We start from the raw sequence: 25944 nt of genomic DNA, 5'->3' as shown, positions 1-25944 counted from the left end.
TTCAGGTAAAGGCAGAGGGTCTGGATATCCCTGTCATTCATGACCTTCAATGCCTGTTGTCTGACTACTGAGAAGGGTTGATTATCATCAATGTTCTCATCCACAAACAGATGCAGTAACTCTGCCGCTTTCGTGACATTGTCCGCGGCTGACTGCCAGGACAGGAACACTGCTTGTTGTGCAAAGGTGTTGGCAGCTTCTTGTTGCTTGCGGATATGGTAAATGAACCCATCAGTTAACCGTTCCAGTGCCAGTTGTATCCGCTCTGTCAGGTGACATAGCAACCATAGATGCTGCTGTGCGCGTTTGAATCGTTTGAGTTTACTACCGTAATAGTTGATGAGCTCACCGAAGTGTTGTCGATTTTTAAGAGACAGATTAAGCCCATCGATAACGCCATTGATTTGCGTGCGCCATGGCGCTAACTGATGATAAAGGGCAAGCTCTTTTTTAAGTTCAGGTACGGTCAGACTTTTTGCACCGCCTCTGAGCTGGTTCAGGCTTAGTCCGTCATCAATGGCTGTTATGCTGTCCAGAAAGACGTGAAGTTCAGGACTGGTGAGTTGATTAAGTTGGTGCGCCAGGTCTTTTCTGACCTGCTGCATCGCTCTGCTTATCAGTCTCTGGAGTACGGTGTACCTAGGGATAGCAATGCTGTGACTGGTTAGGAATTCAATAGCAGTATCAAAGAGGTAACGCGGCTCCAGCCAGGCATTGCCCACCTGAACAAGGTGGTCGAAAAGAGAATTGAAGTGCTGACTTTCGTCCCATTTGTGATAACCAGCAAGGTCTAATACTTTTGCGTAGAGTCGATCTTTTTGTTTTTGTGAGGGAGTGAATGGTCTGAGCCCCTTGCCGCCAAGCAGCTCTTTACTGATGAACATTAAATCCTTAGAAACCTGCGAGTAAGCGATATCTAGGATGACGGGCTTTGATTTGAAGTATCCCAAAATCGCGACAAAGTAACATCTATGAGCTCTGAGACGAATTGACCGAAAAACTGCCAATTCCGCATCGTTCAGAGAAAAGTACAGACATTGTTCTTCGATTGAAAAAATGGGTGGGGAATAAAGATCTGCCTGTTCTGCTCTCGTGAGAATAGTAATTTCGTTTTTGATGGCCATATCAGGGCTGTTCCGTATTAAATGTACGATATTTACCTAATTTGCCACACTTATAAGTAGTAACCCACCTCCGCAGCCATTTATTGGTGTGGTCTACAGAGGATTATGTCTTTTTAGAGGGGAAAATCCCTAGAACCCCGTGATGGTCGGCGCGCCGTAGCTCTTCTGCAGCACGACGTTGCGGCCCTTCGGGCCGAGGGTCGCCTTCACGGCGTTGGCGAGCACGTTGACGCCGCGCACCATCTTGGAGCGCGCGTCTTCGCCGAAACGAATGTCCTTGGCAGCCATTGCGAATTACCTCGAAAAATTATTCGGATGAGAAATGTGTGGGAGCGACGCGCGATCAGCCGAGGATCGCGAACAGGTCGTCTTCCTTCACCACCAGCAGCTCGACGCCGTCCAGCTTCACTTCGGTGCCGCTGTACTTGCCGAACAGCACCTTGTCGCCGACCTTGACCTGCGGCGCGCGGACCTGGCCGTTGTCCAGCACCTTGCCGGTGCCGACGGCGACGACTTCGCCCTTGATCGGCTTCTCGGTGGCCGAATCCGGGATCACGATCCCGCCGGCGGACAGCTTCTCTTCTTCCATGCGCTTGATGACCACGCGGTCGTGCAGCGGCTTGATATTGGACATGGCAACCTCGGTAAATGGTTGATTGACGTGGAAAAACCCGGCGATTTTAGCAGTCGCGCGAAGCGAGTGCCAAACCGCGGACAACAGAACCGGGCGAACCCGGCATGCCACCGAGATGGGGCGGGCCCGCCGACTTTCAAGGGCCGCACGCGGATGTCCGCCAGGCCCGCCGGATCGGGGCAGCCGCTACCCTATGCCGGTGAGCGCCCTGATCTGCTTCTGCACCTGTCCCGACGCCGACAGCGCCGAGCGCATCGCCACCGCGCTGGTGGCCGAGCGCCTGGCCGCCTGCGTCAACCTCCTGCCCGGCCTGCGTTCGGTCTATCGCTGGCAACGCAAGGTCGAGGCCGCGGCCGAGGTCCTGCTGCTGGTCAAGACCAGTGCCGAGGCCTACCCCGCCCTGCAGGAACGCCTGCGCCAACTGCATCCCTACGAACTCCCGGAGCTGCTCGCGGTCGAAGCCGCGTCCGGCCTGCCCGAATACCTGCAATGGCTGGCCGCCGAGAGCCGACCGGTAAACTGAGCCAATGACCGCATCCACGATCCGCCTGCGCCGCTGGCTGGCCGGGCTCGCCCTGCTGCTTGCGCTGCCCGCGACCTCGGCCGTCGCCCAGGACTTCGAACTGCCGCCGGTCGACGAGGTCTTCGTCCTGTCCGCGCAGGCCACCGCGCCGGACCGCATCGAGGTGCGCTGGCGGATCGCCGACGGCTATTACCTGTACCGGCACCGCACCTCGGTCAAGGCCGATGCCGCCTTCACCGGCGCGACCATGGCGCTGCCGAAGGGCAAGGCCTACCGCGACGAATTCTTCGGCGACGTCGAAACCTACCGCAAGGAATTGCTCGGCACCCTCACCGGCACGCCCGCGGCCGGCGCGAGCGCGACCACCCTGACCGTGAAGTACCAGGGCTGCGCCGATGCCGGCGTGTGCTACCCGCCGCAGACCCGCACCCTGAAGGTCGCGTTGCCGGGCGAAGCGGGCGCTGGCGGCTTCGGCTGTAAGGCGCGCGGGCTGCATGATTATGTCGTCAAGAACGGCTCTGCCGATCATCCCAACGCCGAGGTGAAATTCGCACTGGGTGATGTGGTCAACACCATGATCGGCTGCACTAATGGTGAAACGATCATGCTGTGCCACGACACCTCGCTGCCGCGCCCCTATTCTCTCGGCTTTCGGGTGCAAGGCACCGAGGGGCTGTGGATGGACGTCAACAAGTCGATCTATCTGGAGGGCAAGAGCCCACAGCCGCACCGCTGGGAGCCTGCCGAGGGCTGGTTTGCGAAATACGATCACCCGCTATGGAAACGCTACGCCGATCTGGCGGCAGGGGCCGGGCATGGCGGGATGGACTGGTTCGTGATCCACGCTTTTGTCGAGGCGCTGAAGGCCAAGGCCCCGATGCCAATCGACATTTACGACGCGCTGGCCTGGAGCGCGATCACGCCTCTGTCGGAACAATCGATTGCTGAGGGCAATCGCACGTTAGATTTTCCCGACTTCACCCGAGGGCAGTGGCGCACCCGCAAGCCGATCTTTGCGCTGAACGACGCCTATTGATCGACGCGATTTAGGCCAAGCGCACCGCAAAGGCGAAATTGGTAATCTTGTCGGTATCCTTGACGCCCGGCGCGCTTTCGACGCCGCTGGAGGTATCGACCAGCGGCGCTCCGGTGCGCGCAATCGCCTCGGCAACATTCGTCGGATTTAGCCCGCCTGCCAGCCCCCACGGCAAGGCACCGCGATATCCGGCCAGCAGCGACCAGTCGAACGCCAACCCCATGCCGCCGGGCAGCGCGCCTTTGGGGGTCTTGGCGTCGAACAAGATCAAGTCCGCCGCCCCGGCATAGGCTGCGGCGCGTGCGACATCGCTGGCGCTGGCGACGGGCAGCGCCTTCCACACCGGCTTGCCAAACCGCGCGCGCAACTGGGCCACGCGTTCGGGCGATTCCGAACCGTGCAGCTGCAGCGCGTTCAGCTTGGCTGCCACCAGTGCGTCGGCGATGACAGCATCATCCGCATCGACGAACAAACCGACCATGGCGATCTGGCCAGCTGCGCGCGATGTCAAAGCGCCCGCGACATTCGACGTAACCGCACGGGGCGACGCTGGATAGAACACCAACCCGGCATAGTCCGCCCGCGCCGCGATGGTCGCATCGAGCGCCTCGGGTGTGCTGATCCCGCAAATCTTGATTTTCGCGGGCATGCGGTCAGTCGGGGTTCTGGATCAGCCGCACCAGCGTGCAGTCGGGATCGATCAGGTAGCCGATCCTCAGGCCGCTCGCCTCCAGTTGCGGAGCTTTGAAGCGCGGCCAGCCGGTGCTTTTTTCCTCGGCTCCCGCCGCGTTCACCAATGCCACCATGGCATCGAGATCATCCAACCGCAGGCAACAGCCGAACGAGCTCGTAGCTGGGTCGAGGTCAGGATAGGGGAAGAATTCGAGCTGCAAACCGCCGCGCTGCAGGATCATCCAGCCGCGATCCTTCCAACTCGTCGCAAAGCCCAGCTTCGCATAAAACGCCTCTGTCACATCGAAATCGCGCGATGGCAGATTGGGGGTGACGTGGTCAGCCATGGCTCAGCGCAGCTTGTCGGCCATGCGGGCCGTATGAGTGATTGCGGCGCGGCTATCGGGGGCGGAATGGCTCATCACGATCATGCTGGCCTTGGGGAACGCCGCACCAAACGCGCGCGCTGACGCGGCGTAGTGCTCAGTGTCGGCATCACCGAGATTGCCGAGCGACTTGGCCTTGCTGTCCTTGATCAGGCAGCCACCAAAAGCGATGTCGGTGCCGTCGATCCCAACGGTGATATTGTCACTGGTGTGGCCGGGGCCGGGGTAAAATACCTTGAGCGGGCCAAAGTTGGGCGCGGTTGCTGGTTCGACCCAGCCATTGGCGGCGAAAGTCAGGCTGTGTTGCGCCGCAACCATCCCCTCTTGCGGGGCAAGCTGGTTCGACAACGCATTGGCATAAGTCGCAATCCCCGCCGCATGCAGCGCGTCCATACCGCCCATCTTGTCCTGATGCGCGTGAGTCACCACCGCCAGCGCGACCGGCAGGTTGATCTCCTGCTTGATCCAGTTGAGGATCTGGGCGGTCTGGTCATCGGTCCAGGCGGTATCGACCACCAGCACGCGGCCGCCATCCCTGACGATCAAACCGTTGGAAGCGACTGCCCCGAAACCCGGCATGTCGAGATAGGAAGTGTGCTGCCAGACATTCGGTGCGAGCTGGCGGAAAACCAGATCGCCAAACCGTTGGTCGCCAGTTTCCATTTGCTGGCCAATCGTCGGGCGGATTTCACCGGGCATGCACCCGCTCAGCATCAATGCAGCGGCTAATGCGGTGCTCAGCTTCGCGACCGGGTGCATAATATTGGGCAATTCCATCAAGTTTTCCTTTTATTCAGCATTAAAAACCCCGCAAATGCGAGGCCTAGTAAATAGATGATCTTAATTTGGTTCACTGTAGCAAAAATATGGGGCGAATTCAAACATGAGGTGCGACAGTTTCAAAAGCCATATGATAATCAACAAGCTGAGCAAATTTCTCTAATGGTGTAAGCCAATCTAAGGAAGGTGAGAACAAGTACCCTCCACAACAAAACTGAAAATTTTAGTCGATTTAATTCAAATGCTTACAAAGGCGTATTTTTGTACTTGGTGACTTATTCGCACCTTCCCTAACGCTCTGGTTCTGAAATCCATCCCTGTCGGTGTTGCTTATGCAGTCTGGTCGGGACTCGGCGTCGTCATAATTACAGCCATTGCCTGGTTGCTTCATGGGCAAAAGCTTGATGCGTGGGGCTTTGTAGGTATGGGGCTCATAATTGCTGCCTTTTTGCTCGCCCGATCCCCATCGTGGAAGTCGCTGCGGAGGCCGACGCCATGGTGACGGTGTTCGGCATTCTGAATCTCACCGAGGACTCCTTCTTCGATGAGAGCCGGCGGCTAGACCCCGCCGGCGCTGTCACCGCGGCGATCGAAATGCTGCGAGTCGGATCAGACGTCGTGGATGTCGGACCGGCCGCCAGCCATCCGGACGCGAGGCCTGTATCGCCGGCCGATGAGATCAGACGTATTGCGCCGCTCTTAGACGCCCTGTCCGATCAGATGCACCGTGTTTCAATCGACAGCTTCCAACCGGAAACCCAGCGCTATGCGCTCAAGCGCGGCGTGGGCTACCTGAACGATATCCAAGGATTTCCTGACCCTGCGCTCTATCCCGATATTGCTGAGGCGGACTGCAGGCTGGTGGTTATGCACTCAGCGCAGCGGGATGGCATCGCCACCCGCACCGGTCACCTTCGACCCGAAGACGCGCTCGACGAGATTGTGCGGTTCTTCGAGGCGCGGGTTTCCGCCTTGCGACGGAGCGGGGTCGCTGCCGACCGGCTCATCCTCGATCCGGGGATGGGATTTTTCTTGAGCCCCGCACCGGAAACATCGCTGCACGTGCTGTCGAACCTTCAAAAGCTGAAGTCGGCGTTGGGGCTTCCGCTATTGGTCTCGGTGTCGCGGAAATCCTTCTTGGGCGCCACCGTTGGCCTTCCTGTAAAGGATCTGGGTCCAGCGAGCCTTGCGGCGGAACTTCACGCGATCGGCAATGGCGCTGACTACGTCCGCACCCACGCGCCTGGAGATCTGCGAAGCGCAATCACCTTCTCGGAAACCCTCGCGAAATTTCGCAGTCGCGACGCCAGAGACCGAGGGTTAGATCATGCCTAGCATTCACCTTCCGGCCGCCCGCTAGCGGACCCTGGTCAGGTTCCGCGAAGGTGGGCGCAGACATGCTGGGCTCGTCAGGATCAAACTGCACTATGAGGCGGCGGTTCATACCGCGCCAGGGGAGCGAATGGACAGCGAGGAGCCTCCGAACGTTCGGGTCGCCTGCTCGGGTGATATCGACGAGGTTGTGCGGCTGATGCACGACGCTGCGGCGTGGATGTCCGCCAAGGGAACGCCCGCCTGGGACGTCGCGCGGATCGACCGGACATTCGCGGAGACCTTCGTCCTGAGATCCGAGCTCCTAGGGATCGCCTCAGAAAACGGAATCTATGGTCACTCCCGTTTTTGCAACACCGATTTTGACGACAAGTTGGCTTGCTTGAATCTATCCGGCGTCTGAATGGGATTTTATTCCCGCGCCTCGATGAGTTCCGCGCCTGATGAACCTCCAGAAAATATACGGCTTCAATGAGCCTTTCCGTTTTACAGGTTCCTCAACAGGCCGGTGGGCCGTTAGTATCATCAATATCAGTATTCGCAAAACCAGATGAATGATTGTTTAAACTGGTGTATTTCTGCCTTTATGCTTCGTAAGTTTGCTGTCGCGCCGTCAGTGCCCAGGCTATTCTGGCCAGCTTGTTTGCCAGAGCACAGGTGACGACAAAGTTGCTTTTCCGACACAACAACTCCCTGACCCAGTCGGCCAACTTGCCAGACTGGTGTTCCAGTTTTTGTATGAATACCCTGGCACACTGAACCAACAAAGTTCGGATCTTTTTGTTGCCCCGCTTGCTAATCCCTAACAATGTCGTCCGACCTCCCGTGCTGTACTGTCGGGGTACCAGCCCTGTTGCCGCCGCAAAGTCACGGCTGCTGGCGTACTGCTTCCCGTCGCCAATCTCAGTTGAAATAGTACTGGCAGTCAGCGTTCCAACGCAGGGAATACTCAGCAAGCGCTGTCCAACCTCATCTTCGTCCAACTTTCGTTTCAACTGAGATTCCAGATCTTTAATCTGCTCAACAAGATAGTGATAATGCTGTTGTAATTTCAGCAGTAACTGGCTGAGATAAAGAGGCAAACTACTGTCCTCAAGAAGGGTACTCAGTCGACTAATAACGGCAGCACCTCGCGGAACGCTGATACCAAATTCCAGCAGAAAAGCATGCATCTGATTAGTTGTTTTCACCTTATCCTGAACCAGGGATTCACGGACACGATGCAGAGCTCGCATTGCCTGCTGAGATTCGGTTCTGGGCTGCACGAAACGCATAGATGGACGTGATGCTGCTTCACAGATAGCTTCAGCATCAACGAAGTCATTTTTGTTGCTTTTAACGAATGGGCGGACAAATTGCGGTGATATCAGCTTTGGAAAATGCCCTAACTCTTCCAGCTTGCGTGCCATAAAGTGAGAACCGCCACAGGCTTCCATCGCGATGGTTGTTGCCGGGCATGTCGCCAGAAATTCGATTAGCTTTGGTCGGGTGAATTTTTTACGGTAAACGGCCTTCCCACGATGATCCTGACAATGAATATGGAAAGAGTTCTTACCCAGATCGATACCAATAAGCGCAATGTTTTCCATGATGGTTCTCCGAATGAAAGCCTGTCCTCAGCATAGTACTGGGAAGGAGGGAGTGACCATCTCATTAAATAAAGCACGCTAAGCCGTAAGTAAGCGTGCTCCTGTGAAAGCCACAGCTAAAACTGCGTAGTACACATAGAGGTATTTTTTTCTAGATTTATATCGAATTTCGTTATCGAATTTCGCTTATTATTGATCAACTCGTTGCAGATCATGAAGGCGAAAGTATGACGAATAACCCTACCGATGACAGCAGACCATGGTCGGTCTTTCTTATTTTTCTGCGGCTTGGATTGACATCTTTTGGCGGCCCCATTGCGCACTTGGGCTACTTCCGCGCCGAATTTGTCACACGGCGGCGCTGGCTCTCCGAACGGAGCTATGCTGACTTGGTCGCGCTTTGTCAGTTCTTGCCAGGGCCTGCAAGCAGCCAGGTCGGCATAGCGGTAGGACTGTCTCGGGCTGGATACAGCGGGGCGCTGGCTGCTTGGGCTGGCTTCACGCTGCCGTCTGCCATAGCCTTGATCCTTTTTGCGCTCGGCATCTCCAGCTATGGCGATTACGTCTCGCAGGGCGCGTTGCATGGCTTAAAAGTGGTGGCTGTGGCCGTGGTCGCTCAAGCAGTATGGGGCATGGCGCGTAACCTATGCACGGATGGGCTGCGAGTCACCATCATGGCAATTGCTACCTGCGTCGTTTTACTTGTGCCGTCCGCGTGGGGACAGGTTGGCGTGATTGCTATCGCAGGCATCGCAGGCCGGTTATTGTTCAAGCCAGCGAAAGTTGTTGAGCATGACCCCCTACCTATCACGGTCAGTCACCGGGCCGGCGTGCTTTGGCTCTCGCTGTTCTTTGTCTTGCTGATTGGCCTGCCGGTGTTGGCCGAACTGATGCCAAGTCAAACCATGGCAATGGTGGATTCCTTCTATCGTGTCGGATCACTGGTGTTCGGCGGTGGTCACGTTGTGCTGCCATTACTGCAAGCCGAAGTGGTGCCCTCCGGCTGGGTCAACAATGAATCCTTTCTCGCGGGGTACGGGGCAGCTCAAGCGGTGCCCGGCCCTTTGTTCACGTTCGCCGCGTTTCTTGGTGCCTCGATGAACACCGCCCCGTCGGGCTGGATCGGCGGCATTGTGTGTCTGCTGGCTATCTTCGCGCCCTCGTTCTTGCTGGTCGTCGGATCAATGCCATTTTGGGAGCGTTTGCGCCGCAATACAGGCATCCAAGCTGCGCTGGCCGGGATCAATGCCGCTGTAGTCGGCTTGCTGCTGGCCGCGCTGTATCAGCCTGTATGGACTAGCGCCATCTTTCAGCCGCAAGACTTCGGCTTGGCATTAGTTGCCCTTGTCGCACTTATGTTCTGGAAGCTCCCGCCGTGGCTGGTTGTCCTCGGTAGCGGTGCAGCTGGGTGGCTGTTGAGCGTCGCTCTGTGAGGCACAAAAAATGACTGACAAAGACCTCTACGGCGGTTTGATCCGCCTGCACATCCTTCACCATGCAGCCGAGGAACCTGTCTTTGGGCTGGGGATCATCGAAGAGCTACGCCGACACGGCTACGAGATGAGCGCTGGCACCGTGTACCCGATGCTGCACGGCCTGGAAAAAAAAGGCTATCTGACCTCACGCCACGAACGCACCGGGCGACGTGAACGGCGTGTTTATGACATCACTGAACAAGGCAGAACTGCACTTGCTGATGCGAAAACAAAGGTCAAGGAGCTGTTCGGAGAGTTGGTAGAAGGTGGTTGAGTTTTTGCTTCTATGTCAGGTTGAGCTATGCCTCAGTCTGACAGTGATGAGTCGCAGGCGTTCGGATCGGCATCGGTTTCGCTCCCGGTCTTGGCGCGCGCCTGGAAGCGCTGATAGCACTCCAGCCCGCAGAAGTGCTCGACGTATTCCGCGCCTTCCGGGGTGAAGGCGGCATCGAGCGGGATTTCCTTGCAGCACACGCAGCAACTGGTGGCAGTCGGATCATTTGCATTCATGGTGGCACCCCTCCATTGACTGACGAAGACGGCGAATGCCGCCGCCGGCATCGGCTTGGCGAACAGGAAGCCTTGTCCTGTGTCGCAGTCCGCTTGTCGCAACAAATCAAGACTCGCCGATGTTTCCACGCCTTCGGCCACTACTTCCATGCCAAGCCCATGCGCAAGCTGAATCACGGTGCGCACGATGGTCTGGTCGCGGTGGTCGTTGGCGAGTCCGGCGACAAACGATTGGTCGATCTTGAGCGTGCTGATGGGGCAGCATTTCAGGTGTTGCAGGCAGGAATAGCCGGTGCCGAAGTCGTCGGCGGCGAAGCGCACACCGATCTGTCGCAAAGCTTCCAGGGCGGGGAAGATCGCCGGATCACCGAACGCAACCGATTCGGTCAGCTCAATTTCAAGATACGCGGCGGGCAACCCGGCATCGGCCAGCACGCCCTTTACCCACTTGTCGAAATCTGGCCCCACTTGGCTCGCCGAAACATTGACGGCCAGCCGGAACGGTTGCCATGCCAGCACCCGCCAGTCGCGCATTTGACGGCAGGCTGCGCCCAGCACCCATGCGCCGATTTCCGGCATCAGGCCGGACGATTCGATCACGGGCAGGAACTGGCCCGGCGGCAACAGTCCGAGCGTCGGATGACGCCAGCGCAACAGGGCTTCCGCGCCGACAATCTGCTCACTGCGCAAATCGACAATCGGCTGGTAGTGCAGCTCAAGCTGCCCGCGCTCGACCGCCTGCGCCAGTTGCGCCACTGTCCATTCAATTGGCTGGGAAGCGCTCATGATCGACCTCTGAAGGCCCGCAGCAGCCGCGTCACAGACAGGACAAACAAGCCGGTCAGCGTGAGGGCTGCAATACCCCAGTGCTCGCCGATGAACGCGCCGGCCGTCGTGCCGGCCAGCACAATGGCGAGAATCGGCAAATGACAGGGACAGGTGAGCACCGCCAGCGCACCCCACAGGTAGCCGGTGAACGGCTTGTGTGTCTCGGCCGGCATGCGCTCGGGGCTGTTCATGGCAAACTCTCCGCATGCTGTGCCGGCGCGGTCGGCATGGCGGCCAACTGCACTTCCAGATTGGCCAACGCTTCGCGCCGGCGTTCGACGAACTGACGCAGCACAGCAAGCTGCGCGGCAGTTTCATCGCAGTTCGCCGCATCCAGCGCCCGGCACAGCCGCGCCAATGCGCCGAGGCCGATGCCCGCCTCGAAGGCGGCCCGCACGAAGCACAGTCGCTGCAAGGCGGCGTCATCGAACAGGCCGTAGCCACCCGTGGTGCAGGCGACTGGCCGCAGCAATCCGCGCAGCAGGTAGTCGCGCACGATATGCACGCTCACCCCGGCATCAAGGGCCAGCCGGGACACCGTGTAGGCGTTCATCGAACACCTCCTTTTGGTCGGTTCACGGCAATGCATATACCGTTTCGCCGAGTTCAATCCGCGCGCTGCGAATCCGATGCCGGTGCCGTAGAACATTGGGTCGATATCCGATCACGGTGTCCTAGATGACATGGTCTGCAACAGATGTCGATTAAACTCCTGGCCCAAGCCGAAAGCCTCGTGGACACTGACGATCGCCAATCCTTCCAATCCTTGATGCTTGGAGGCCCAGTCTTCCGCCGTCGGGACAGATGCAAAGAAATGTACATGGCAACAGAAGGACTGACGAACGTCGGCTGCTTCCTGCGGCAATACCAAGGACACCGCCATGCCGGCAGGTTCGACAGCCTGTATCTCGCTGGGTGAAACCGTGAGTGAAACGGGTGCTCCGGTTGCAGCGCAATGCGATGAGACGCGAGCTGTACGGCCGATCAGCGCCGGAAATATCAAGGTGTCCAGCGCGCACCAGGCATACAGACGGCGGTCGTCAATTTCAAAGACATACGAAGTCTCGCGCAAGGTGAGGCCGTAGCCGATGATGTTCCCATCTTTGTCATATTCGGTACTGGTGGCCTGTTCGAGTACGGCGGCCACTCGCTCAGCGGGCCAGTCGAGAATCCCGGCAAGTGTCGTTCGTGAAACCGGACGCCCCTTGGCGAGTTCCCGCAGTAGCGGGACCAAGAGATCCGCAGTACCATTGGTACGATTGACCGAAGTGAGACGTTCTAAAATATATGGGGCGAGCTTCATGGTTCCATCTCCTTTCATCCTGCGCAGCAGGACAATTGTTTGACATCCTTGGTGAAGGTCTGCGCCGCGAGCTTCAGCCCCTCGACCATCGTCAGGTAGGGGAACAACTGGTCGGCCAGTTCCTGCACCGTCATGCGGTTGCGAATGGCGAGAACAGCCGTCTGGATCAATTCGCCGGCTTCCGGGGCGACGACCTGCACGCCGATGAGCCGTCCGCTACCTTCCTCGATGACCAGCTTGATAAAGCCGCGTGTGTCGAAGTTGGCAAGCGCACGCGGCACGTTGTCGAGCGTGAGCGTGCGACTGTCGGTTTCGATCCCGTCGTGATGCGCTTCCGCTTCGCTGTAGCCCACGGTTGCTACTTGCGGATCGGTGAACACCACGGCCGGCATCGCGGTTAGATTGATGGCAGCATCCCCTCCGGTCATGTTGATCGCGGCACGGGTGCCGGCCGCTGCCGCCACATAGACGAATTGTGGCTGGTCCGTGCAGTCGCCGGCCGCGTAAATGTGTGGCGTGCTGGTGCGCATGCCCTTGTCGATGACGATGGCACCCTGCGCATTGACGGTGACTCCCGCCGCGTCGAGTGCCAGGCTGCGCGTGTTCGGTGTCCGTCCGGTAGCGACCAGCAGCTTGTCGGCACGTACTTCACCGTGTCCCGTGGTCAGCACGAATTCGCCGTTCACATGCGCGACCTGGCTGGCTTGCGTGTGTTCCAGTACCTTGATCCCTTCGGCACGGAAGGCCGCTGTGACGGCCTCGCCGATGGACGGGTCGTCGCGGAAGAACAGCGTGTTGCGAGCTAGGATCGTGACCTGGCTGCCCAGCCGGGCGAAGGCTTGCGCCAGTTCCAGCGCGACCACCGACGAGCCGATCACGGCTAGGCGTTCGGGAATGGTGTCGCTGACCAAGGCCTCGGTCGAAGTCCAGTAGGGTGACTCTTTCAGGCCCGGAATCGGCGGCATGGCCGGACTGGCACCCGTGGCGACCAGGCAGCGGTCGAACATCACGACGCGCTCACCACCCTCGTTCAAACTAACGATAAGGCTCTGGTCGTCCTTGAAACGCGCTTCACCGTGCAGAACGGTGATGGCTGAATTGCCGTCCAGGATGCCTTCGTACTTGGCATGACGGAGTTCTTCGACACGGGCCTGCTGCTGGGCCAGCAGCCGCTCGCGCAAGATCGTCGGCGGTGTGGGTGGCATGCCGCCGTCGAATGGGCTTTCCCGGCGCAGATGGGCGATGTGGGCGGCGCGGATCATGATCTTGGACGGCACACAACCGACGTTGACGCAGGTGCCGCCGATGGTGCCGCGCTCAATCAGCGTGACCTGCGCGCCTTGCTCGACGGCCTTCAGTGCTGCCGCCATCGCGGCTCCACCGCTGCCGATCACGGCGACTTGCAACGGGCGCTCGCCGCCGCTGCCCTTGTCGACGGCACCCATCCAGCCGCGCACCTTGTCGAACAGCCCAGTGCGGTTGTCGGTCGGCGGGGCATCGGCGAGCATCGCTTTGTAGCCCAGGCCAGCCACGGCGGCGGTCAGTGCGTCCGGCGCTGTGCCTGGATCAAGGGCGAGCTGGGCCGCGCCCTTGGCATAGGACACTATGGCAGATTGGACGCCGGGTACTTTTTCCAGCGCTTCCTTGACGTGCGCCGCGCACGAGTCGCAGGTCATGCCGGTGATTTTTAGATGGGTCATGCGACAGATCCTTTTTCGTTTGTGGTAGCAGACAAGGGCGTCAGATGTGCTGCGCTGCCGTTTTCAGTGCCTCACTTCTTGACGCTGGACGGATAGCCCGCGTCTTCGGTGGCCTTGGTCAGCTTCTGCACGCTGGTCTTGGCATCATCGAAGGTGACAACCGCTTCGCGTGTCTCGAAGGTCACGTTAACTTTGCTGACGCCTTCGACCTTGGAAATCGCCTTCTTAACGGTGATCGGACAAGCGGAGCAGGTCATGCCCGGTACGGACAGCGTGACGGTCTGGGTGGCGGCCCACACGGGGGCAACAACGGCAGCGATGGCGAGAGAGGCAAACAGTTTTTTCATGATGAACTCCTGTGATTAATAGAAAAATGGCATGACGTAGGGAAATCCGAGCGCGACCAGAACCAGCGCGGCCACGACCCAGAAAATGAGCTTGTAAGTAGCGCGCACTTGGGGAATCGCACACACATCCCCTGGTTTGCAGGCTTGCGCCGGTCGGTAGATGCGCCGCCAGGCGAAAAACAGCGCCACCAACGCCGCGCCGATGAAGATCGGGCGATAAGGTTCCAACACCGTCAAGTTGCCGATCCAAGCGCCGCTGAACCCCAGGGCGATCAGAACCAGCGGCCCCAGGCAGCAAGCCGAGGCGAGGATGGCGGCTAGCCCGCCAGTGAAGAGCGCCCCGCGCCCGTTTTGAGGTTCAGACATACGCTTGTCCTTTCAAATCTGGATTGGATAGCTTAAGCTTACTTCCGTACCAATGTACGGAGTCAAGCGATATGGAAAAAAATTTGGAGAATCTGACTATTGGCGTTTTCGCCAAGGCGGCCGGGGTCAACGTGGAAACAATCCGGTTCTATCAGCGCAAGGGCTTGTTGCCGGAGCCGGACAAGCCCTATGGCAGCATCCGCCGCTATGGCGAGGCGGATGTGACGCGGGTGCGCTTCGTGAAATCAGCCCAGCGGCTCGGATTCAGCCTCGACGAGATCGCAGAGCTGCTGAGGCTGGATGACGGCACCCACTGCGAGGAAGCCAGCAGCCTGGCCGAGCACAAGCTTCAGGACGTGCGCGAAAAAATGACCGACCTGGCGCGCATGGAAACCGTGCTATCCGAACTTGTGTTCGCCTGCCATGCGCGGCAAGGGAACGTTTCTTGCCCGCTGATTGCTTCGCTGCAAGGGGAGAAAGAGCCGCGTGGTGCCGACGCGGTGTAGCCGAGGGTAGTTACGCCTTAGCGTGCTTTATTTAATGAGATGGTCACTCCCTCCTTCCCGGTACTATGCTGAGGACAGGCTTTCATTCGGAGAACTATCATGGAAAACATTGCGCTCATTGGTATCGATCTGGGTAAAAACTCTTTCCATATTCATTGCCAGGATCGTCGCGGGAAGGCTGTTTACCGTAAAAAATTTACCCGGCCAAAGTTGATCGAATTTTTGGCGACATGCCCCGCTACAACCATCGCAATGGAAGCCTGTGGCGGTTCTCACTTTATGGCACGCAAGTTGGAAGAGTTGGGGCATTCCCCAAAGCTGATATCACCACAATTTGTCCGCCCGTTCGTTAAAAGCAATAAAAACGACTTTGTCGACGCCGAAGCTATTTGTGAAGCTGCATCGCGTCCGTCTATGCGTTTTGTGCAGCCCAGAACGGAATCTCAGCAGGCAATGCGGGCTCTGCATCGTGTCCGTGAATCCCTGGTTCAGGATAAGGTAAAAACAACCAATCAAATGCATGCTTTTCTGCTGGAATTTGGCATTAGCGTTCCCCGAGGAGCTGCCGTTATTAGCCGACTGAGTACCATTCTTGAGGATAATAGTTTGCCTCTTTACCTCAGCCAGTTATTGCTGAAATTACAACAGCATTATCACTATCTTGTTGAGCAGATTAAAGATTTGGAATCCCAGTTGAAACGAAAGTTGGACGAAGATGAGGTTGGACAGCGCTTGCTGAGCATTCCCTGCGTCGGAACACTGACAGCGAGTACTATTTCAACTGAGATTGGCGACGGGAAGCAGTACGCCAGCAGCCGTGACTTTGCGGCGGCAACAGGGCTTGTACCTCGGCAGTACAGCACGGGAGGTAGGACGACATTGCTGGGAATTAGTAAGCGAGGTAATAAAAAGATCCGAACTTTGTTGGTTCAATGTGCCAGGGTATTCATACAAAAACTGGAACACCAGTCTGGCAAATTGGCCGATTGGGTCAGGGATTTACTGTGCCGGAAAAGCAACTTTGTCGTCACTTGTGCTCTGGCAAACAAGCTGGCCAGAATAGCCTGGGCCCTAACGGCACGACAGCAAACTTATGTAGCATAACGGCAGAAATACACCGGTTTAAAGAATTACTGATCTGGTTTTGCGAATACTGATATTGATGATACTAACGGCCCACCGGCCTGTTGAGGAACCTGTAAAACGGAAAGGCTCATTGAAGCCGTATATTTTCTGGAGGTTCATCAGGCGCGGAACTCATCGAGGCGCGGGAATAAAATCCCATTCAGACGCCGGATAGATTCAAGCAAGCCAACTTGTCGTCAAAATCGGTGTTGCAAAAACGGGAGTGACCATAGATTCCGTTTTCTGAGACGACCCCTTGTAGGATTGGCTGTATCTGGGGACACTATAACCGTCAAAGAAGCCGGTTTGGTGTTGGTCATTGGGGTTATCCTGTGGATCTATGGTATAATCTTAACCAAGGTCAGCAATTCCTAAGGGGGTCAAATGGACGCTTTCACATTAGGCATGTTGGGGTTGCTCATTTTTTTCACTGTCGTCACTGGCGGCAGTCTGTATCTCTACCATGAGAAACAGAAGGAAAAAAAGCATCACAACGCCTAAAGAGTAACTGCGACAATGAACGTAAAGGCCAGCAATAGCTGGCCTTTTTTTATACTTGCAGTTTGAGGTGTTACATGTCACGATAAGGTAAGTGTGACATGTAACGGAAAAGGTGATTTTTTGAAAGTATCCAATGAAGATGCTCAGGCTACGGCGATCTATCTCCTCAGAGCTGCTTCGCGCCCAGCTTTCTGGCGTGACGTCCCATTCGATAAGAAACTTGAAGCCGTGGACAGCCTGAACAGCATAGGGCGATCACCATCAGAACTCACTGAATGGATTAATAAATACCTGACAGCAGAGCAAATCAATAAACTCGGGACATCAATTAGGCAACGTCGCAGAAGGGGATATGGTGTTGGTAAAAGCATAACTATAAGCGATAAAGCCCACAGGATTTTGAAGCGGTTGTCAGAAGTCGATGGTTGCAGTTTGTCAGAAGTGATCGAGAAACGCCTAGCCCGAGCTTATAAAAATACATGGGACCATAAATAGAGTGACACTAGGGGTTGCATTTTTAAAACCCGTGATAGCATCTAAATGAACCCAAACGAATAGGGGGGCTGGCGGCGATGCCGACCATTATCCCGACAATGGAGAAATAGACCATGATGACATTGACTACCGTCTCGAAGAAAACTTCAAATAATTCAGCCCTTGTATTCTGGCGCGTTGGTACAAAACGGAAAGGCATCCTTGATGTCCATATTGATTTTGACCACGAAGAAGCGGATCTTTTGGCTGAGCTCGTAGCCATTCGCTATCTGGCGCTGGACAAACAGGTTTTTTGCAGAGAGCCAGGTGCTGGTGCTGGTTACAAGCTGGTGGTATCCAAAGGTGCAATCAAGAAGCTGGCGCTGGGCAAATCCACCAAGGCTTTTGCTTTCAAGTTTGCGGCTTGCCTCACTGGGCGTTTAAAGGGCGCTACTATTGAAGTCTCGCAGAGCATGGAGTTTATGGATGAGCCGGGAGAGGGCAACATTGAGCTCCTCGATGTGGACAAGCAAGCCTATACCCAGACCCATGACGAAATATCTACACCTGCCATTGGCCCCGTCCTGGTTACTCAACATGCCATCGATCAGTATCAGGCCCGGATAACCTCTGGAGACCCTAAAAAACCGTGGGCCTCACTTGTTGGCCGCCTCCAGCATCCAGAGTTACAGGTTCAGCCCTTTGACGAGAAAGTGGCTCGCCATAAAGCCAGAAAGTATGGCCGCGTAGATAACGTGGAAGTCTGGGGCCATAGAGATTCCAAGTTCAAGTACCTGATGGTGATCAACGACGACAACCAAAAACGTGTTCTTGTCACAGTGTTTGAGCGAAATGAGTAACCTGCTTCTCATTTGTTCTGAATACACAACCTCTCCAAATCACGTATTCATACCCTAAAAGGGCAATAACGCAGTCGTTGATAACGACTCTCCCACCTGAAAATAGCTCCAGCATAAAAACTGGAGCTGTAAATGAGATCGAGACCTTCCCTTTTACTGATGCGAAACCTGCGGTCATTGGCCGTTGTGGTGCTCGCAACTTTGCCATGCGTTGCTTTTGCACAATGGCGGGTTGTAGCCGTGAGCACCGAAGTAGACAAAATGCGCTTCAACACCATCATAGACGCGCATTCCTTCATGAAGAATTATCGCTCTGGTGAGGAGCAAGGGAAGGGAACGCCAGTTGGGGATGCGCTTTATCCGGTTGCCAGTTATGGTGATGGCCGTTATGTCTCCAGGATCTGTTTTAAGTATCTAGGTGCTACTGGCGATTATGACCCCACTACCTGCACTGGCGACCCAGCTACGGTCTACTGGCGCTCAACCTATGTTCTGCCGGGTGAGATGGATAAAACACCGTTCCTGGACAGGGATCTCGGCTTACCAACAACGACCATGTGTGTAGGGAACCCTATCCATCTTGGCACCGGCAACAAGTTCCAGGCTGAACTGGATTATCAAAGCGGAGGCTCCGACCCTTTCACATTCACCAGATACTACAATAGCCACCTTCCTGATGAAGAGCTCGGCGGCTGGCGGCATACCTACTCGCGGAGCGTCGAGGTCAACGCCTCGAAGTACGGTGAGAACATGGTTGTCCTGCACCGGCCAGAAGGGCAACAACTCGCGTTCTACAACTCGTCCTCTGTCTGGGTGCCAACATGGAAAACCGATGATACCTTGACGAAGGATGCTACCGGCTGGCGCTACACTCAATCTGACGGGGTAGTCGAGGCCTATGATGAAACCGGACGACTGACCGGCATCGAGAAGCCCAACGGCAATCACATCACCCTGAGCTATCTGAACGGAGAGCTATCCTCGATCACTGACGGCTTTGGCCGCACCATCCAGTTCCAGTATCAAGATGGCCGCATGGTCAGTGTCACCGATCCTGCTGGTGGCAGTATTCAGTACCAGTACAACAGCGCTGGCAAGCTGGCGGAAGTGATCTACCAGGACAATACGAGCCGCAGCTATCTCTACGATGACCCGAATGCACCGGGTTTGCTCTCTGGGCTGGTGGACGAGAACGGCAACCGTTTCGCCACATGGGGATATGATACTCAGGGGAGAGCGGTTCTAAGCGAACACGCCGGGGGCGCAGAGAAAACTCAGGTAAGCTACAACGCTGACGGAAGCGTCTCTGTCACCAATGCCCTCGGCCACGTTCAGCGATACACCTACAGTCGCCACAATGGGATGCTCAAGCCTGATGTGGTTGAGGGTGCGCCGTGTACCGGCTTTGTGGGCGGCAAGGAAACCTACGTCTACGACAGCAAAGGCCTCGTCTCCAGCATTACTGACCGCGCTGGGCAGAAGCGCACGTTCACCCATAACGACCGGGGATTGGAAACCACCCAGATAGACCAGGACGGGGGTAAGGTTACGACCGACTGGCTTCCTTCCAAGTCGCTCCCGGCAAAAATCACAGAACCAACCAGGATCACTGAGCTCACCTACGACACTCATCTCCGGGTGATAAGCCGCAAGGTCACTGATCGCAGCTCGGGCGCTTCCCGGACATGGACCTACACCTATGCCCCTGTTGGTACAGGAAAGCCGAGCCTGTTGGCCTCGGTTGATGGTCCGCGCACCGACGTCAGCGATGTTACGACATTTGACTACGATGACCAGGGCAACCTGATCCGGACAACGAACGCGCTGGGGCAGGTGACGCAGTTTGGTGACTACGACGCGAACGGTCGCGCCGGGACCATTCAGGGTGTCAATGGTGTAACCCAAACCCTCACCTATGACGCCAGAGGAAGACTTGTCAGCTCCACTGGGCCAGAAGGAACCACGGTCTACAACTATGATGCTGTGGGCCTCCTGAGTTCGCTGACCAAGCCAAATGGTGCAACCGTCAGCTATGAGTACGACGCTGCACATCGGCTGGTGGCGGAAACAGATGCACAGGGCAACCGGCGCGAGCTTGAGCTCAATGACCTCGGGAACCCAGTAGAAGAGCGACTGCTCGATGCGCTGGGCCAGACCCGTTGGATAGAGCGCCGGATCTTCAACGAAATCGGCTGGCTCTCCAGTGTCTCCGACGCCTATAGCAATCAGTCATCGTTTTCCTACGATGTGGTGGCAAACCTGATACAGGAGACCAGTCCCTCTGGTAACACACACTCCTACAAGTACGACGGCTTCCATCACCGGACACAAACGACCGATCCCCTCGGGAAGGTCACGCAGGTGCTCTACAAGGATACCGGCGATGTTTACCGTGTCTCCGACCCTCGTTCGCGCCTGACCTACTACAGCTACAACGGCTTTGGCGAAGTGACCCAGGTCCGGAGCCCGGACACCGGCACCACCGACATTACCTATGACGAAGCCGGTAACGTGGCAACGCGCAAAACGGCCAAGGGGCAAACCACAAGCTACAGCTATGACGCGCTGAACCGGATCATCGAAACCTCCAGCGATGTCGCTGGCGAATCGCCAATTCTGTACGGGTACGACGAAGCAACCTCACCATACGGCATAGGCCGCTTGACCTCAGTCGATGATGGCAACGGTGTCCGGAGATTTGGCTACACCCCCGAAGGATGGCTGGCTTACGAAACCTGGGAAACCCACGGGCAGAGCCTGACTACCCAGTACCAATACGATGGTGCAGGCCTCGTCACGAAGATCACGTATCCCAGTGGCCGTGAGGTCTCCTACACCCGTGACTCAGCCGGTGACGTCATCGAGGTGACAACGACACAAGCAGGCACCACAACAAACCTGGCAAGCCAGATTGAGCGAGCGCCCTTTGGCCCCGTCACCAGTATGGTCAGAGGGAACGGCATTTCAGAAAGCCGCACTCTGGATCTCGATTACCGTGTCACCGGCATCGACGCTGCTAGGGTGCATTCGCTGGTCTATCGGTACACGCCAGACTCGTTGATTTCAGCCATAGACGACAATCTCAGCTCATCAGTCAATCAGTCACTCGGTTATGACGCGGTTGGCCGCATCACCTCTGCTGAGGGGATCTATGGCGTTTTGGGCTATGGCTATGACGCCACCGGCAACAGGACCTCGATCACGACCGATGGCCTGAGCCAAAGCTACACCATCAACTACATGAACAACTGGTTGGTGAAGGCCGGGCAAACCTCCAGAAGCTATGACGCCAATGGCAACCTGACGAAGCAGGGGGCGGATACCTTCACCTATGACAGCCAGAACCGGCTGGTGGCCGCAACGGTCGCGGGAGTGACTGTAAGCTACACATACAACCATCTGGATCAGCGTGTAACCAAGACCCTAAACGGGCATACCCGGCTGCTGGTTTACGACCTGGCAGGAAACCTCATCGAGGAGCTGGACGCGGCCACTGGAGACGTGCTGGCGGAGTACATCTGGCTCGATGGGACACCCTTGGGCTTTGTTCAGTCAGGACAGACCTACCAAGTCCACGTCGATCACCTGGGCACCCCGAAGGCACTGACCGACGTCAGCGGCCAAGTCGTTTGGAAGGCGAGCTACAGCCCGTTCGGTAAGGCCAGCATCATCATCCAGGGGCCAACCTTCAACCTGCGATTCCCAGGACAGTATTACGACGCGGAGACCGGGTTCCACTACAACTGGCGGCGTTACTACGACCCAGCGACCGGGCGGTACATTACCAGCGACCCTCTTGGCCTGATCGATGGAGTAAACACCTACGGGTATGTGCATGGAAACCCTATGTCCAATACCGACCCGACGGGTGAATTTGCGTTTGTTGGTGCAGGTATTGGAGCTGGGTTGGAGCTACTTAGCCAACTAATCGAAAATAATGGGAGTTGGAAATGTGTTAGTTGGTCAAAAGTTGGAATCGCCGGAGCGATTGGGGCTATAGGTGGCGGCTGGGCGTCAGGAGTTTTCAGACATGCCAGCTCCGGTAAATCGTGGTTCAAATTAAGCCAAAAATGGAGCAATGTCTCACCCAGAGTAAGGAAAGTTCAAGGGGTTCCACGAGGTAATGAGCTTCACCATTGGGCTATTCAGAGAAATGGCAAGTTTGGCAAATATGTTCCTGACTCAATAAAAAACCATCCTTGGAACTTGAAGTCCATTCCAAGAGATATTCACCAAAACATTCACGGCAATGGACCTACCCCATATAGCGCATTTGGTCGTTGGTGGCACGGGACGCCTGAATGGGCAAAAGTAGCTCAAGCCTCTCCTGTTAGTGGTGGTTTAGCTGATTCAATAAATGATGAGGGATGCGGTTGTGCAAATTGAATTTCCAGCGCTGCTTGTGAGCAGCAAGAAAAGGTCGCTCTTCGTAGTGGCATCAGAATCCGAGTTCGGGAAATGTACTATTCAGTCTTTGAGGAACGGTTATTTTGAGCTGATGGACATTTATGATTCGGAAGGTCGTCACTACAAAATAGACGAGGTTGCGAGCTACAAGCCGCTAAGTCCATTCTGGTACTGGCCTGTAGAAATTGTGATGTATGGTTCTCGACTGTTTAAGGCTAATTTCAATGCTGTTCTTATCTCTAATCTGGATTGCAAGGAGTTAAAATCTGAACTTTGTGATTTGGCTAAAAAGTACAGAAGTAATTTGGATTCCGGCGTCGGAATTGAAAAGATTATGGAGGAAATGGAGTCTGCCAGAACAATTAAAGAATTGATAAAGGTTTTTGGCTAGTTATTCATTGAATACGCTGGTGTTAGTCTAGCTAACCGACGCCAGCGGCCAAGTGTTTGGAAGGCGAGCCATCATAGAGTCAGTAGAGAGAGATACTTTTGGAAATCAATAGTATTATGATTGGTACAAATGAGTTGTAGCTCCATATTTTAAAGGGGGATTTCAGAGAAATGAAGAATAAGAAGGTAATAACTTTGATAATGGCCGCAGCCGCATCATGCTCGTCAGTCTACGCCGCGACATTACCGACCAGTGAGGTAGACGCATACATACTTGCGATGAACACCATGTCACCTATCACTGCAAAGTACACCATCCAGTACAAGCAAGCGGTTGAGCAGAAATGCAATACAGCCCTGAGCGTTGAGCAGCTCAACTCAAAGGCATTCACCAATGTTGTCCAGGCAATGGTGAGTAGTGAGACCGTCGATAGAATGGGGCTTGATGCTGCTGGTGGATCACTCCAGGATACCCTGTCTGTGATCGGCAAGAACGTCACATGCAGTGACCTGAACGCGCCATTTAAAGCACTCTTGGATGATAAGGACTTCACCAGAAAGCATCAGCACCTATCGAAGGTGCTGCATACTTGGAATGAAGTTGTTTCTCAAAGCAAACCCTGAGTAACAAAAAGGAGCCTAACTGGCTCCTTTTTTAATGGGGATGATGTTACGTTCGTGGACGTTATTTTCACTCGGGATATGTAACGTTGAAAAAGGCGTACCGACAAGAGAGTGGTCACATAGCTCTCCATAATAGATGAGCGACAAAATCTCTTGCTCGTTGATTTTTCCCACCTTAAAAAGGTAATTGATTATTGCTGTATCCAGTAGGTCGTGACACCCATTAAGCAGATCCACGATATTGGCCGCAGCTTCATTTTCCTCTCCGTCATCTCGACCGGCTAATACTGATTCAACCCAAGCCTCAAGGCTCGGATGTCCCTCAGCGAGCTCTATTTGACGGCACTCGTTCTCGATCAACCCTGTGATTGCTTCGTTGAGCGTTCCGCCATAAGTCGGCATGTTGAGAACAACTCCAAATCCGGGGATTTCTTTTTGGATTGGCTTCGCATCCTTGGGAGCTGATTTCAGCCACAGGAAAAACCAGATCCCAGAGCTTATGTCTTCCGGCTTGACCTGGTTGGCCGCAAGGAATTTGGAAACCTCGTTACAGATGATGCCATCTGGCGCTGCCATCTCGTAAATACCCGCCATCAGATCTTCAAGGCTCTTATACATATTATCTCTCGCACCTGTACATGATGTTTTCACTATCGTTGTTAAGCGTTTTTTCAGCAAGTATGTTCCAGCGAGACATCTTATACCATTCCATCTAAATCTGTAAAATTACCGTATTACCGTAATTATGATAATTACGGTAAATAAATTTAAGTTCTTCTTGCTGTTGTTCTACTTATTAAAATGTATCTTTGAAAAAGTAGAGTTTTTGGAATAGGATAGGTGGTGCTGAATGCCCACTTTTTACAAGGAGCGCGACCAGTGATTTTTGATGTAAGAGCGACCTTTGAAGTGGCACTCCAGACGGACACCCACCTGGTACTTATCGATCTGGATCAGGGAGCATCAGTTACGAACGATGCTGATGCAGTGATCGCCTGGTTGGCCGCAAACCTCGAAGGTGGAATTGGAAAACGTAAGGTGTACTACCGGGACACCGATGGACGCTTTGATGAGCTCAAGGTTAATGCCGGTGCTTTTGCCGGATTTGCACCTTGTAGCGAAGGCCAGCAGACCACCTTGGCTGGGATGCTCGGCCAGTAACTTTGTGTGGAGAACTCGATGTTAAACAAAAACAAATTTGAGAAAGTTTTAAAGAGAATCCTCGATAAGAACTTTGAGCGCTGCTCTATTTGCAGGAAACCATTCCCTGGACCGTGCCATACTTTTGCTGGTTTGGATTCGGACAATAAAGTTCAGAACGTAGGTTCTTGCTGTCGGACCAGTATTGTGGACTTGCGGCATGGAGGTGTGTATACGACCGCTCCTGTAGATACTCAAGAGGGGCAAAGTCAGGCGCATGAGCTACTCGCAACACATCCTTGTAAGGGGATGATGGGGCATGCTTAGCAAAAAAGTCTTTTTCATTAGTCAAGCGGAGGCCGAAAGACTGGAGCCGGTTCCCGGTGCGGCCATGATCTCCATAACTGACCCAGACAAGTCCCCTGCCGCTCTCGGACAGTGGGGGCAGTTGTACCGCGATAGCTTCTATGACGGCGGCTATTCTGAGAACACCATCCACACGATGAAGGCAGCGTTCCGGATGAATTACGCCTCTTACATTGACTCATCCCAGGCTGAAAAGCTGTCCACCTTCCTGGATGGATTGGTTGGTAGCGGTATCGATCAGATCTTCGTTCATTGCTATTACGGAGAATCCAGAAGTGGCGCGGTAGCGCTGTACCTCCAGAACAAACATGGATTCACTCCGAATAAGCCGATCACCAAGCCCAACCGAACAGTTTACGAATTGCTGTGCAATCCAACCAAGTTTGAACCACTGATGCAAAGCTACGAAACGCAACATATGGAGGAGGAACTACCTCTTCACCTCAAAATATGGGATTTTCTTCTCGTTGCGGTCGGGCTTAGGAGGTGACTTTGCACGACACAAACAATGACAAGGAAGAGCTAGTTTCACATGCGAAAGTAAATGTTCCGGCAGAACAAAGCATTCGCGGTGAACTGTTGCCGTCATCGAGCTCGCTCCGGAACATCCAGGACAACCCCGCCGTCGCCTATCTGGTGAGCCTCGGGTCAAAGCGAAGCAGGCAGACCATGAGCTCATTCCTCAACATTGTCGCCAAGATGATCGGGTTTCAGAACCTTCGTGACTGTGCATGGAGCTCAATGAGGCGGCACCACATATTGGCGGTGCTGGAAATGCTGGGGGATGCAGGGAAGGCTCCGGCAACGATCAACACCTACCTGTCAGCGCTCAAAGGGGTGGCTCTTGAAGCCTGGACGATGAAGCAAATTGGGGTTCTAGGGATTTTCCCCTCTAAAAAGACATAATCCTCTGTAGACCACACCAATAAATGGCTGCGGAGGTGGT

30 protein-coding genes and 2 pseudogenes are annotated in these 25944 nt (G+C 55.3%); 17 read left to right on the top strand and 15 right to left on the bottom strand.

The window, feature by feature from the left end; genetic code table 11:
- The 3 genes from R7044_RS23380 to groES all read right to left on the bottom strand — a co-directional run.
- A partial coding sequence (locus R7044_RS23380) for a DUF4158 domain-containing protein (RefSeq protein WP_225455828.1) occupies positions 1–1124 on the bottom strand: 1124 nt, incomplete at its 3' end.
- A gap of 129 nt (positions 1125–1253) precedes the next feature.
- Positions 1254–1412, bottom strand: a complete 159-nt coding sequence (locus R7044_RS23375; protein WP_225455829.1) for a hypothetical protein — start codon at positions 1410–1412, stop codon at positions 1254–1256.
- A 55-nt stretch (positions 1413–1467) separates the two neighbouring features.
- Complete coding sequence (gene groES, locus R7044_RS23370) at positions 1468–1758, bottom strand: co-chaperone GroES (RefSeq protein WP_004201172.1); 291 nt, start codon at positions 1756–1758, stop codon at positions 1468–1470.
- A gap of 193 nt (positions 1759–1951) precedes the next feature.
- Between groES and cutA the strand changes: the two genes are divergently transcribed.
- Positions 1952–2281, top strand: coding sequence for a divalent-cation tolerance protein CutA (gene cutA / locus R7044_RS23365; protein WP_004201171.1), 330 nt, complete (start codon positions 1952–1954; stop codon positions 2279–2281).
- 4 nt (positions 2282–2285) lie between these two features.
- Positions 2286–3317: a protein-disulfide reductase DsbD domain-containing protein gene (locus R7044_RS23360; RefSeq protein ID WP_004201169.1), complete on the top strand. Its 1032-nt coding sequence runs from the start codon at positions 2286–2288 to the stop codon at positions 3315–3317.
- Between the two features lie 10 nt (positions 3318–3327).
- On the opposite strand, the gene R7044_RS23355 is transcribed toward R7044_RS23360, so the two are convergent.
- The 3 genes from R7044_RS23355 to R7044_RS23345 are packed head-to-tail and all read right to left on the bottom strand — an operon-like array spanning position 3328 to position 5152.
- A complete protein-coding gene (locus R7044_RS23355) occupies positions 3328–3966 on the bottom strand; it encodes a phosphoribosylanthranilate isomerase (protein WP_004201168.1) in 639 nt (212 codons plus the stop codon).
- Positions 3967–3970: 4 nt separating this feature from the next.
- The gene (ble, locus tag R7044_RS23350; protein WP_004201167.1) at positions 3971–4336 is read right to left on the bottom strand and encodes a bleomycin binding protein Ble-MBL; all 366 of its coding nucleotides are present in this window, start codon (positions 4334–4336) and stop codon (positions 3971–3973) included.
- Positions 4337–4339: 3 nt separating this feature from the next.
- Complete coding sequence (locus R7044_RS23345) at positions 4340–5152, bottom strand: subclass B1 metallo-beta-lactamase NDM-1 (protein ID WP_004201164.1); 813 nt, start codon at positions 5150–5152, stop codon at positions 4340–4342.
- 298 nt (positions 5153–5450) lie between these two features.
- On the opposite strand from R7044_RS23345, the pseudogene R7044_RS23340 reads away from it, so the two are divergent.
- From R7044_RS23340 to R7044_RS23330, 3 genes and pseudogenes are all read left to right on the top strand, one after another.
- Positions 5451–5657, top strand: a pseudogene (locus R7044_RS23340) (DMT family transporter); the annotation flags it as partial.
- The gene (sul1, locus tag R7044_RS23335) at positions 5651–6490 is read left to right on the top strand and encodes a sulfonamide-resistant dihydropteroate synthase Sul1 (RefSeq protein ID WP_000259031.1); all 840 of its coding nucleotides are present in this window, start codon (positions 5651–5653) and stop codon (positions 6488–6490) included. The pseudogene R7044_RS23340 and the gene sul1, both read left to right, overlap by 7 nt.
- A 127-nt stretch (positions 6491–6617) precedes the next feature.
- Positions 6618–6824 (top strand): annotated as a pseudogene (locus tag R7044_RS23330) (hypothetical protein); the annotation flags it as partial.
- A gap of 247 nt (positions 6825–7071) precedes the next feature.
- On the opposite strand, the gene R7044_RS23325 reads toward R7044_RS23330, so the two are convergent.
- Positions 7072–8076, bottom strand: coding sequence for an IS110-like element IS5075 family transposase (locus R7044_RS23325; RefSeq protein WP_000427619.1), 1005 nt, complete (start codon positions 8074–8076; stop codon positions 7072–7074).
- Positions 8077–8303: 227 nt separating this feature from the next.
- Here R7044_RS23325 and chrA point away from each other — a divergent pair, with 227 nt between their 5' ends.
- Both chrA and R7044_RS23315 read left to right on the top strand, forming a co-directional pair.
- Positions 8304–9509 (top strand): chromate efflux transporter, encoded by a 1206-nt coding sequence (chrA, locus tag R7044_RS23320; protein ID WP_000184001.1) that lies wholly within the window; start codon positions 8304–8306, stop codon positions 9507–9509.
- Between the two features lie 10 nt (positions 9510–9519).
- Positions 9520–9825, top strand: a complete 306-nt coding sequence (locus R7044_RS23315; protein ID WP_000130000.1) for a PadR family transcriptional regulator — start codon at positions 9520–9522, stop codon at positions 9823–9825.
- 32 nt (positions 9826–9857) lie between these two features.
- On the opposite strand, the gene R7044_RS23305 is transcribed toward R7044_RS23315, so the two are convergent.
- The 7 genes from R7044_RS23305 to R7044_RS23275 form a co-directional block, all read right to left on the bottom strand.
- On the bottom strand, positions 9858–10847 hold the full coding sequence (locus tag R7044_RS23305) for a DUF3330 domain-containing protein (RefSeq protein ID WP_001276635.1): 990 nt from the start codon (positions 10845–10847) through the stop codon (positions 9858–9860).
- The gene (gene merE, locus R7044_RS23300) at positions 10844–11080 is read right to left on the bottom strand and encodes a broad-spectrum mercury transporter MerE (RefSeq protein WP_001087810.1); all 237 of its coding nucleotides are present in this window, start codon (positions 11078–11080) and stop codon (positions 10844–10846) included. The genes R7044_RS23305 and merE overlap by 4 nt, the downstream gene beginning before the upstream one ends.
- Positions 11077–11442 carry a mercury resistance co-regulator MerD gene (gene merD, locus R7044_RS23295; RefSeq protein WP_000995361.1) on the bottom strand — a complete coding sequence of 122 codons (366 nt, stop codon included), beginning with the start codon at positions 11440–11442 and terminating at the stop codon, positions 11077–11079. Before merD ends, merE begins: the two co-directional genes overlap by 4 nt.
- A gap of 111 nt (positions 11443–11553) precedes the next feature.
- Positions 11554–12192: an organomercurial lyase MerB gene (gene merB / locus R7044_RS23290; RefSeq protein WP_000761850.1), complete on the bottom strand. Its 639-nt coding sequence runs from the start codon at positions 12190–12192 to the stop codon at positions 11554–11556.
- 14 nt (positions 12193–12206) lie between these two features.
- Positions 12207–13892 (bottom strand): mercury(II) reductase, encoded by a 1686-nt coding sequence (gene merA, locus R7044_RS23285; RefSeq protein WP_109883233.1) that lies wholly within the window; start codon positions 13890–13892, stop codon positions 12207–12209.
- Between the two features lie 71 nt (positions 13893–13963).
- A complete protein-coding gene (gene merP, locus R7044_RS23280) occupies positions 13964–14239 on the bottom strand; it encodes a mercury resistance system periplasmic binding protein MerP (protein WP_000732290.1) in 276 nt (91 codons plus the stop codon).
- Between the two features lie 15 nt (positions 14240–14254).
- Entirely contained in the window at positions 14255–14605 is a 351-nt protein-coding gene (locus R7044_RS23275; protein WP_001294666.1) for a mercuric transport protein MerT, read from the bottom strand.
- Between the two features lie 71 nt (positions 14606–14676).
- Between R7044_RS23275 and R7044_RS23270 the strand changes: the two genes are divergently transcribed.
- The 7 genes from R7044_RS23270 (at position 14677) to R7044_RS23230 (ending at position 23492) form a co-directional block, all read left to right on the top strand.
- Positions 14677–15111, top strand: coding sequence for a mercury resistance transcriptional regulator MerR (locus R7044_RS23270; protein ID WP_000414383.1), 435 nt, complete (start codon positions 14677–14679; stop codon positions 15109–15111).
- A 99-nt stretch (positions 15112–15210) separates the two neighbouring features.
- Complete coding sequence (locus R7044_RS23265) at positions 15211–16215, top strand: IS110-like element IS4321 family transposase (RefSeq protein WP_000427623.1); 1005 nt, start codon at positions 15211–15213, stop codon at positions 16213–16215.
- A gap of 642 nt (positions 16216–16857) precedes the next feature.
- A complete protein-coding gene (locus R7044_RS23250; protein WP_000868820.1) occupies positions 16858–17232 on the top strand; it encodes a hypothetical protein in 375 nt (124 codons plus the stop codon).
- A 113-nt stretch (positions 17233–17345) separates the two neighbouring features.
- Positions 17346–18071, top strand: a complete 726-nt coding sequence (locus tag R7044_RS23245; RefSeq protein ID WP_000988731.1) for a hypothetical protein — start codon at positions 17346–17348, stop codon at positions 18069–18071.
- 132 nt (positions 18072–18203) lie between these two features.
- The gene (locus R7044_RS23240; RefSeq protein ID WP_001257735.1) at positions 18204–22457 is read left to right on the top strand and encodes an RHS repeat-associated core domain-containing protein; all 4254 of its coding nucleotides are present in this window, start codon (positions 18204–18206) and stop codon (positions 22455–22457) included.
- The gene (locus tag R7044_RS23235) at positions 22447–22869 is read left to right on the top strand and encodes a hypothetical protein (protein WP_001165345.1); all 423 of its coding nucleotides are present in this window, start codon (positions 22447–22449) and stop codon (positions 22867–22869) included. The genes R7044_RS23240 and R7044_RS23235 overlap by 11 nt, the downstream gene beginning before the upstream one ends.
- Before the next feature lie 200 nt (positions 22870–23069).
- Positions 23070–23492 (top strand): hypothetical protein, encoded by a 423-nt coding sequence (locus R7044_RS23230; RefSeq protein WP_002210564.1) that lies wholly within the window; start codon positions 23070–23072, stop codon positions 23490–23492.
- Between the two features lie 15 nt (positions 23493–23507).
- Here R7044_RS23230 and R7044_RS23225 read toward each other — a convergent pair whose 3' ends face one another.
- Complete coding sequence (locus R7044_RS23225; RefSeq protein ID WP_015063586.1) at positions 23508–24170, bottom strand: hypothetical protein; 663 nt, start codon at positions 24168–24170, stop codon at positions 23508–23510.
- A gap of 201 nt (positions 24171–24371) precedes the next feature.
- On the opposite strand from R7044_RS23225, the gene R7044_RS23220 reads away from it, so the two are divergent.
- From R7044_RS23220 to R7044_RS23210, 3 genes are all read left to right on the top strand, one after another.
- Positions 24372–24653, top strand: a complete 282-nt coding sequence (locus R7044_RS23220) for a hypothetical protein (protein ID WP_000575657.1) — start codon at positions 24372–24374, stop codon at positions 24651–24653.
- 298 nt (positions 24654–24951) lie between these two features.
- Positions 24952–25488 (top strand): hypothetical protein, encoded by a 537-nt coding sequence (locus R7044_RS23215; protein ID WP_000949433.1) that lies wholly within the window; start codon positions 24952–24954, stop codon positions 25486–25488.
- A gap of 2 nt (positions 25489–25490) precedes the next feature.
- Positions 25491–25904: a site-specific integrase gene (locus R7044_RS23210; RefSeq protein WP_369292831.1), complete on the top strand. Its 414-nt coding sequence runs from the start codon at positions 25491–25493 to the stop codon at positions 25902–25904.
- The last annotated feature ends 40 nt before the right edge of the window (positions 25905–25944 follow it).

Source organism: Vibrio sp. 1402 (genome assembly GCF_033340275.1).
Note: the sequence above shows the minus strand (reverse complement) of the source record. Positions and strands in the feature narration are given on the sequence as shown.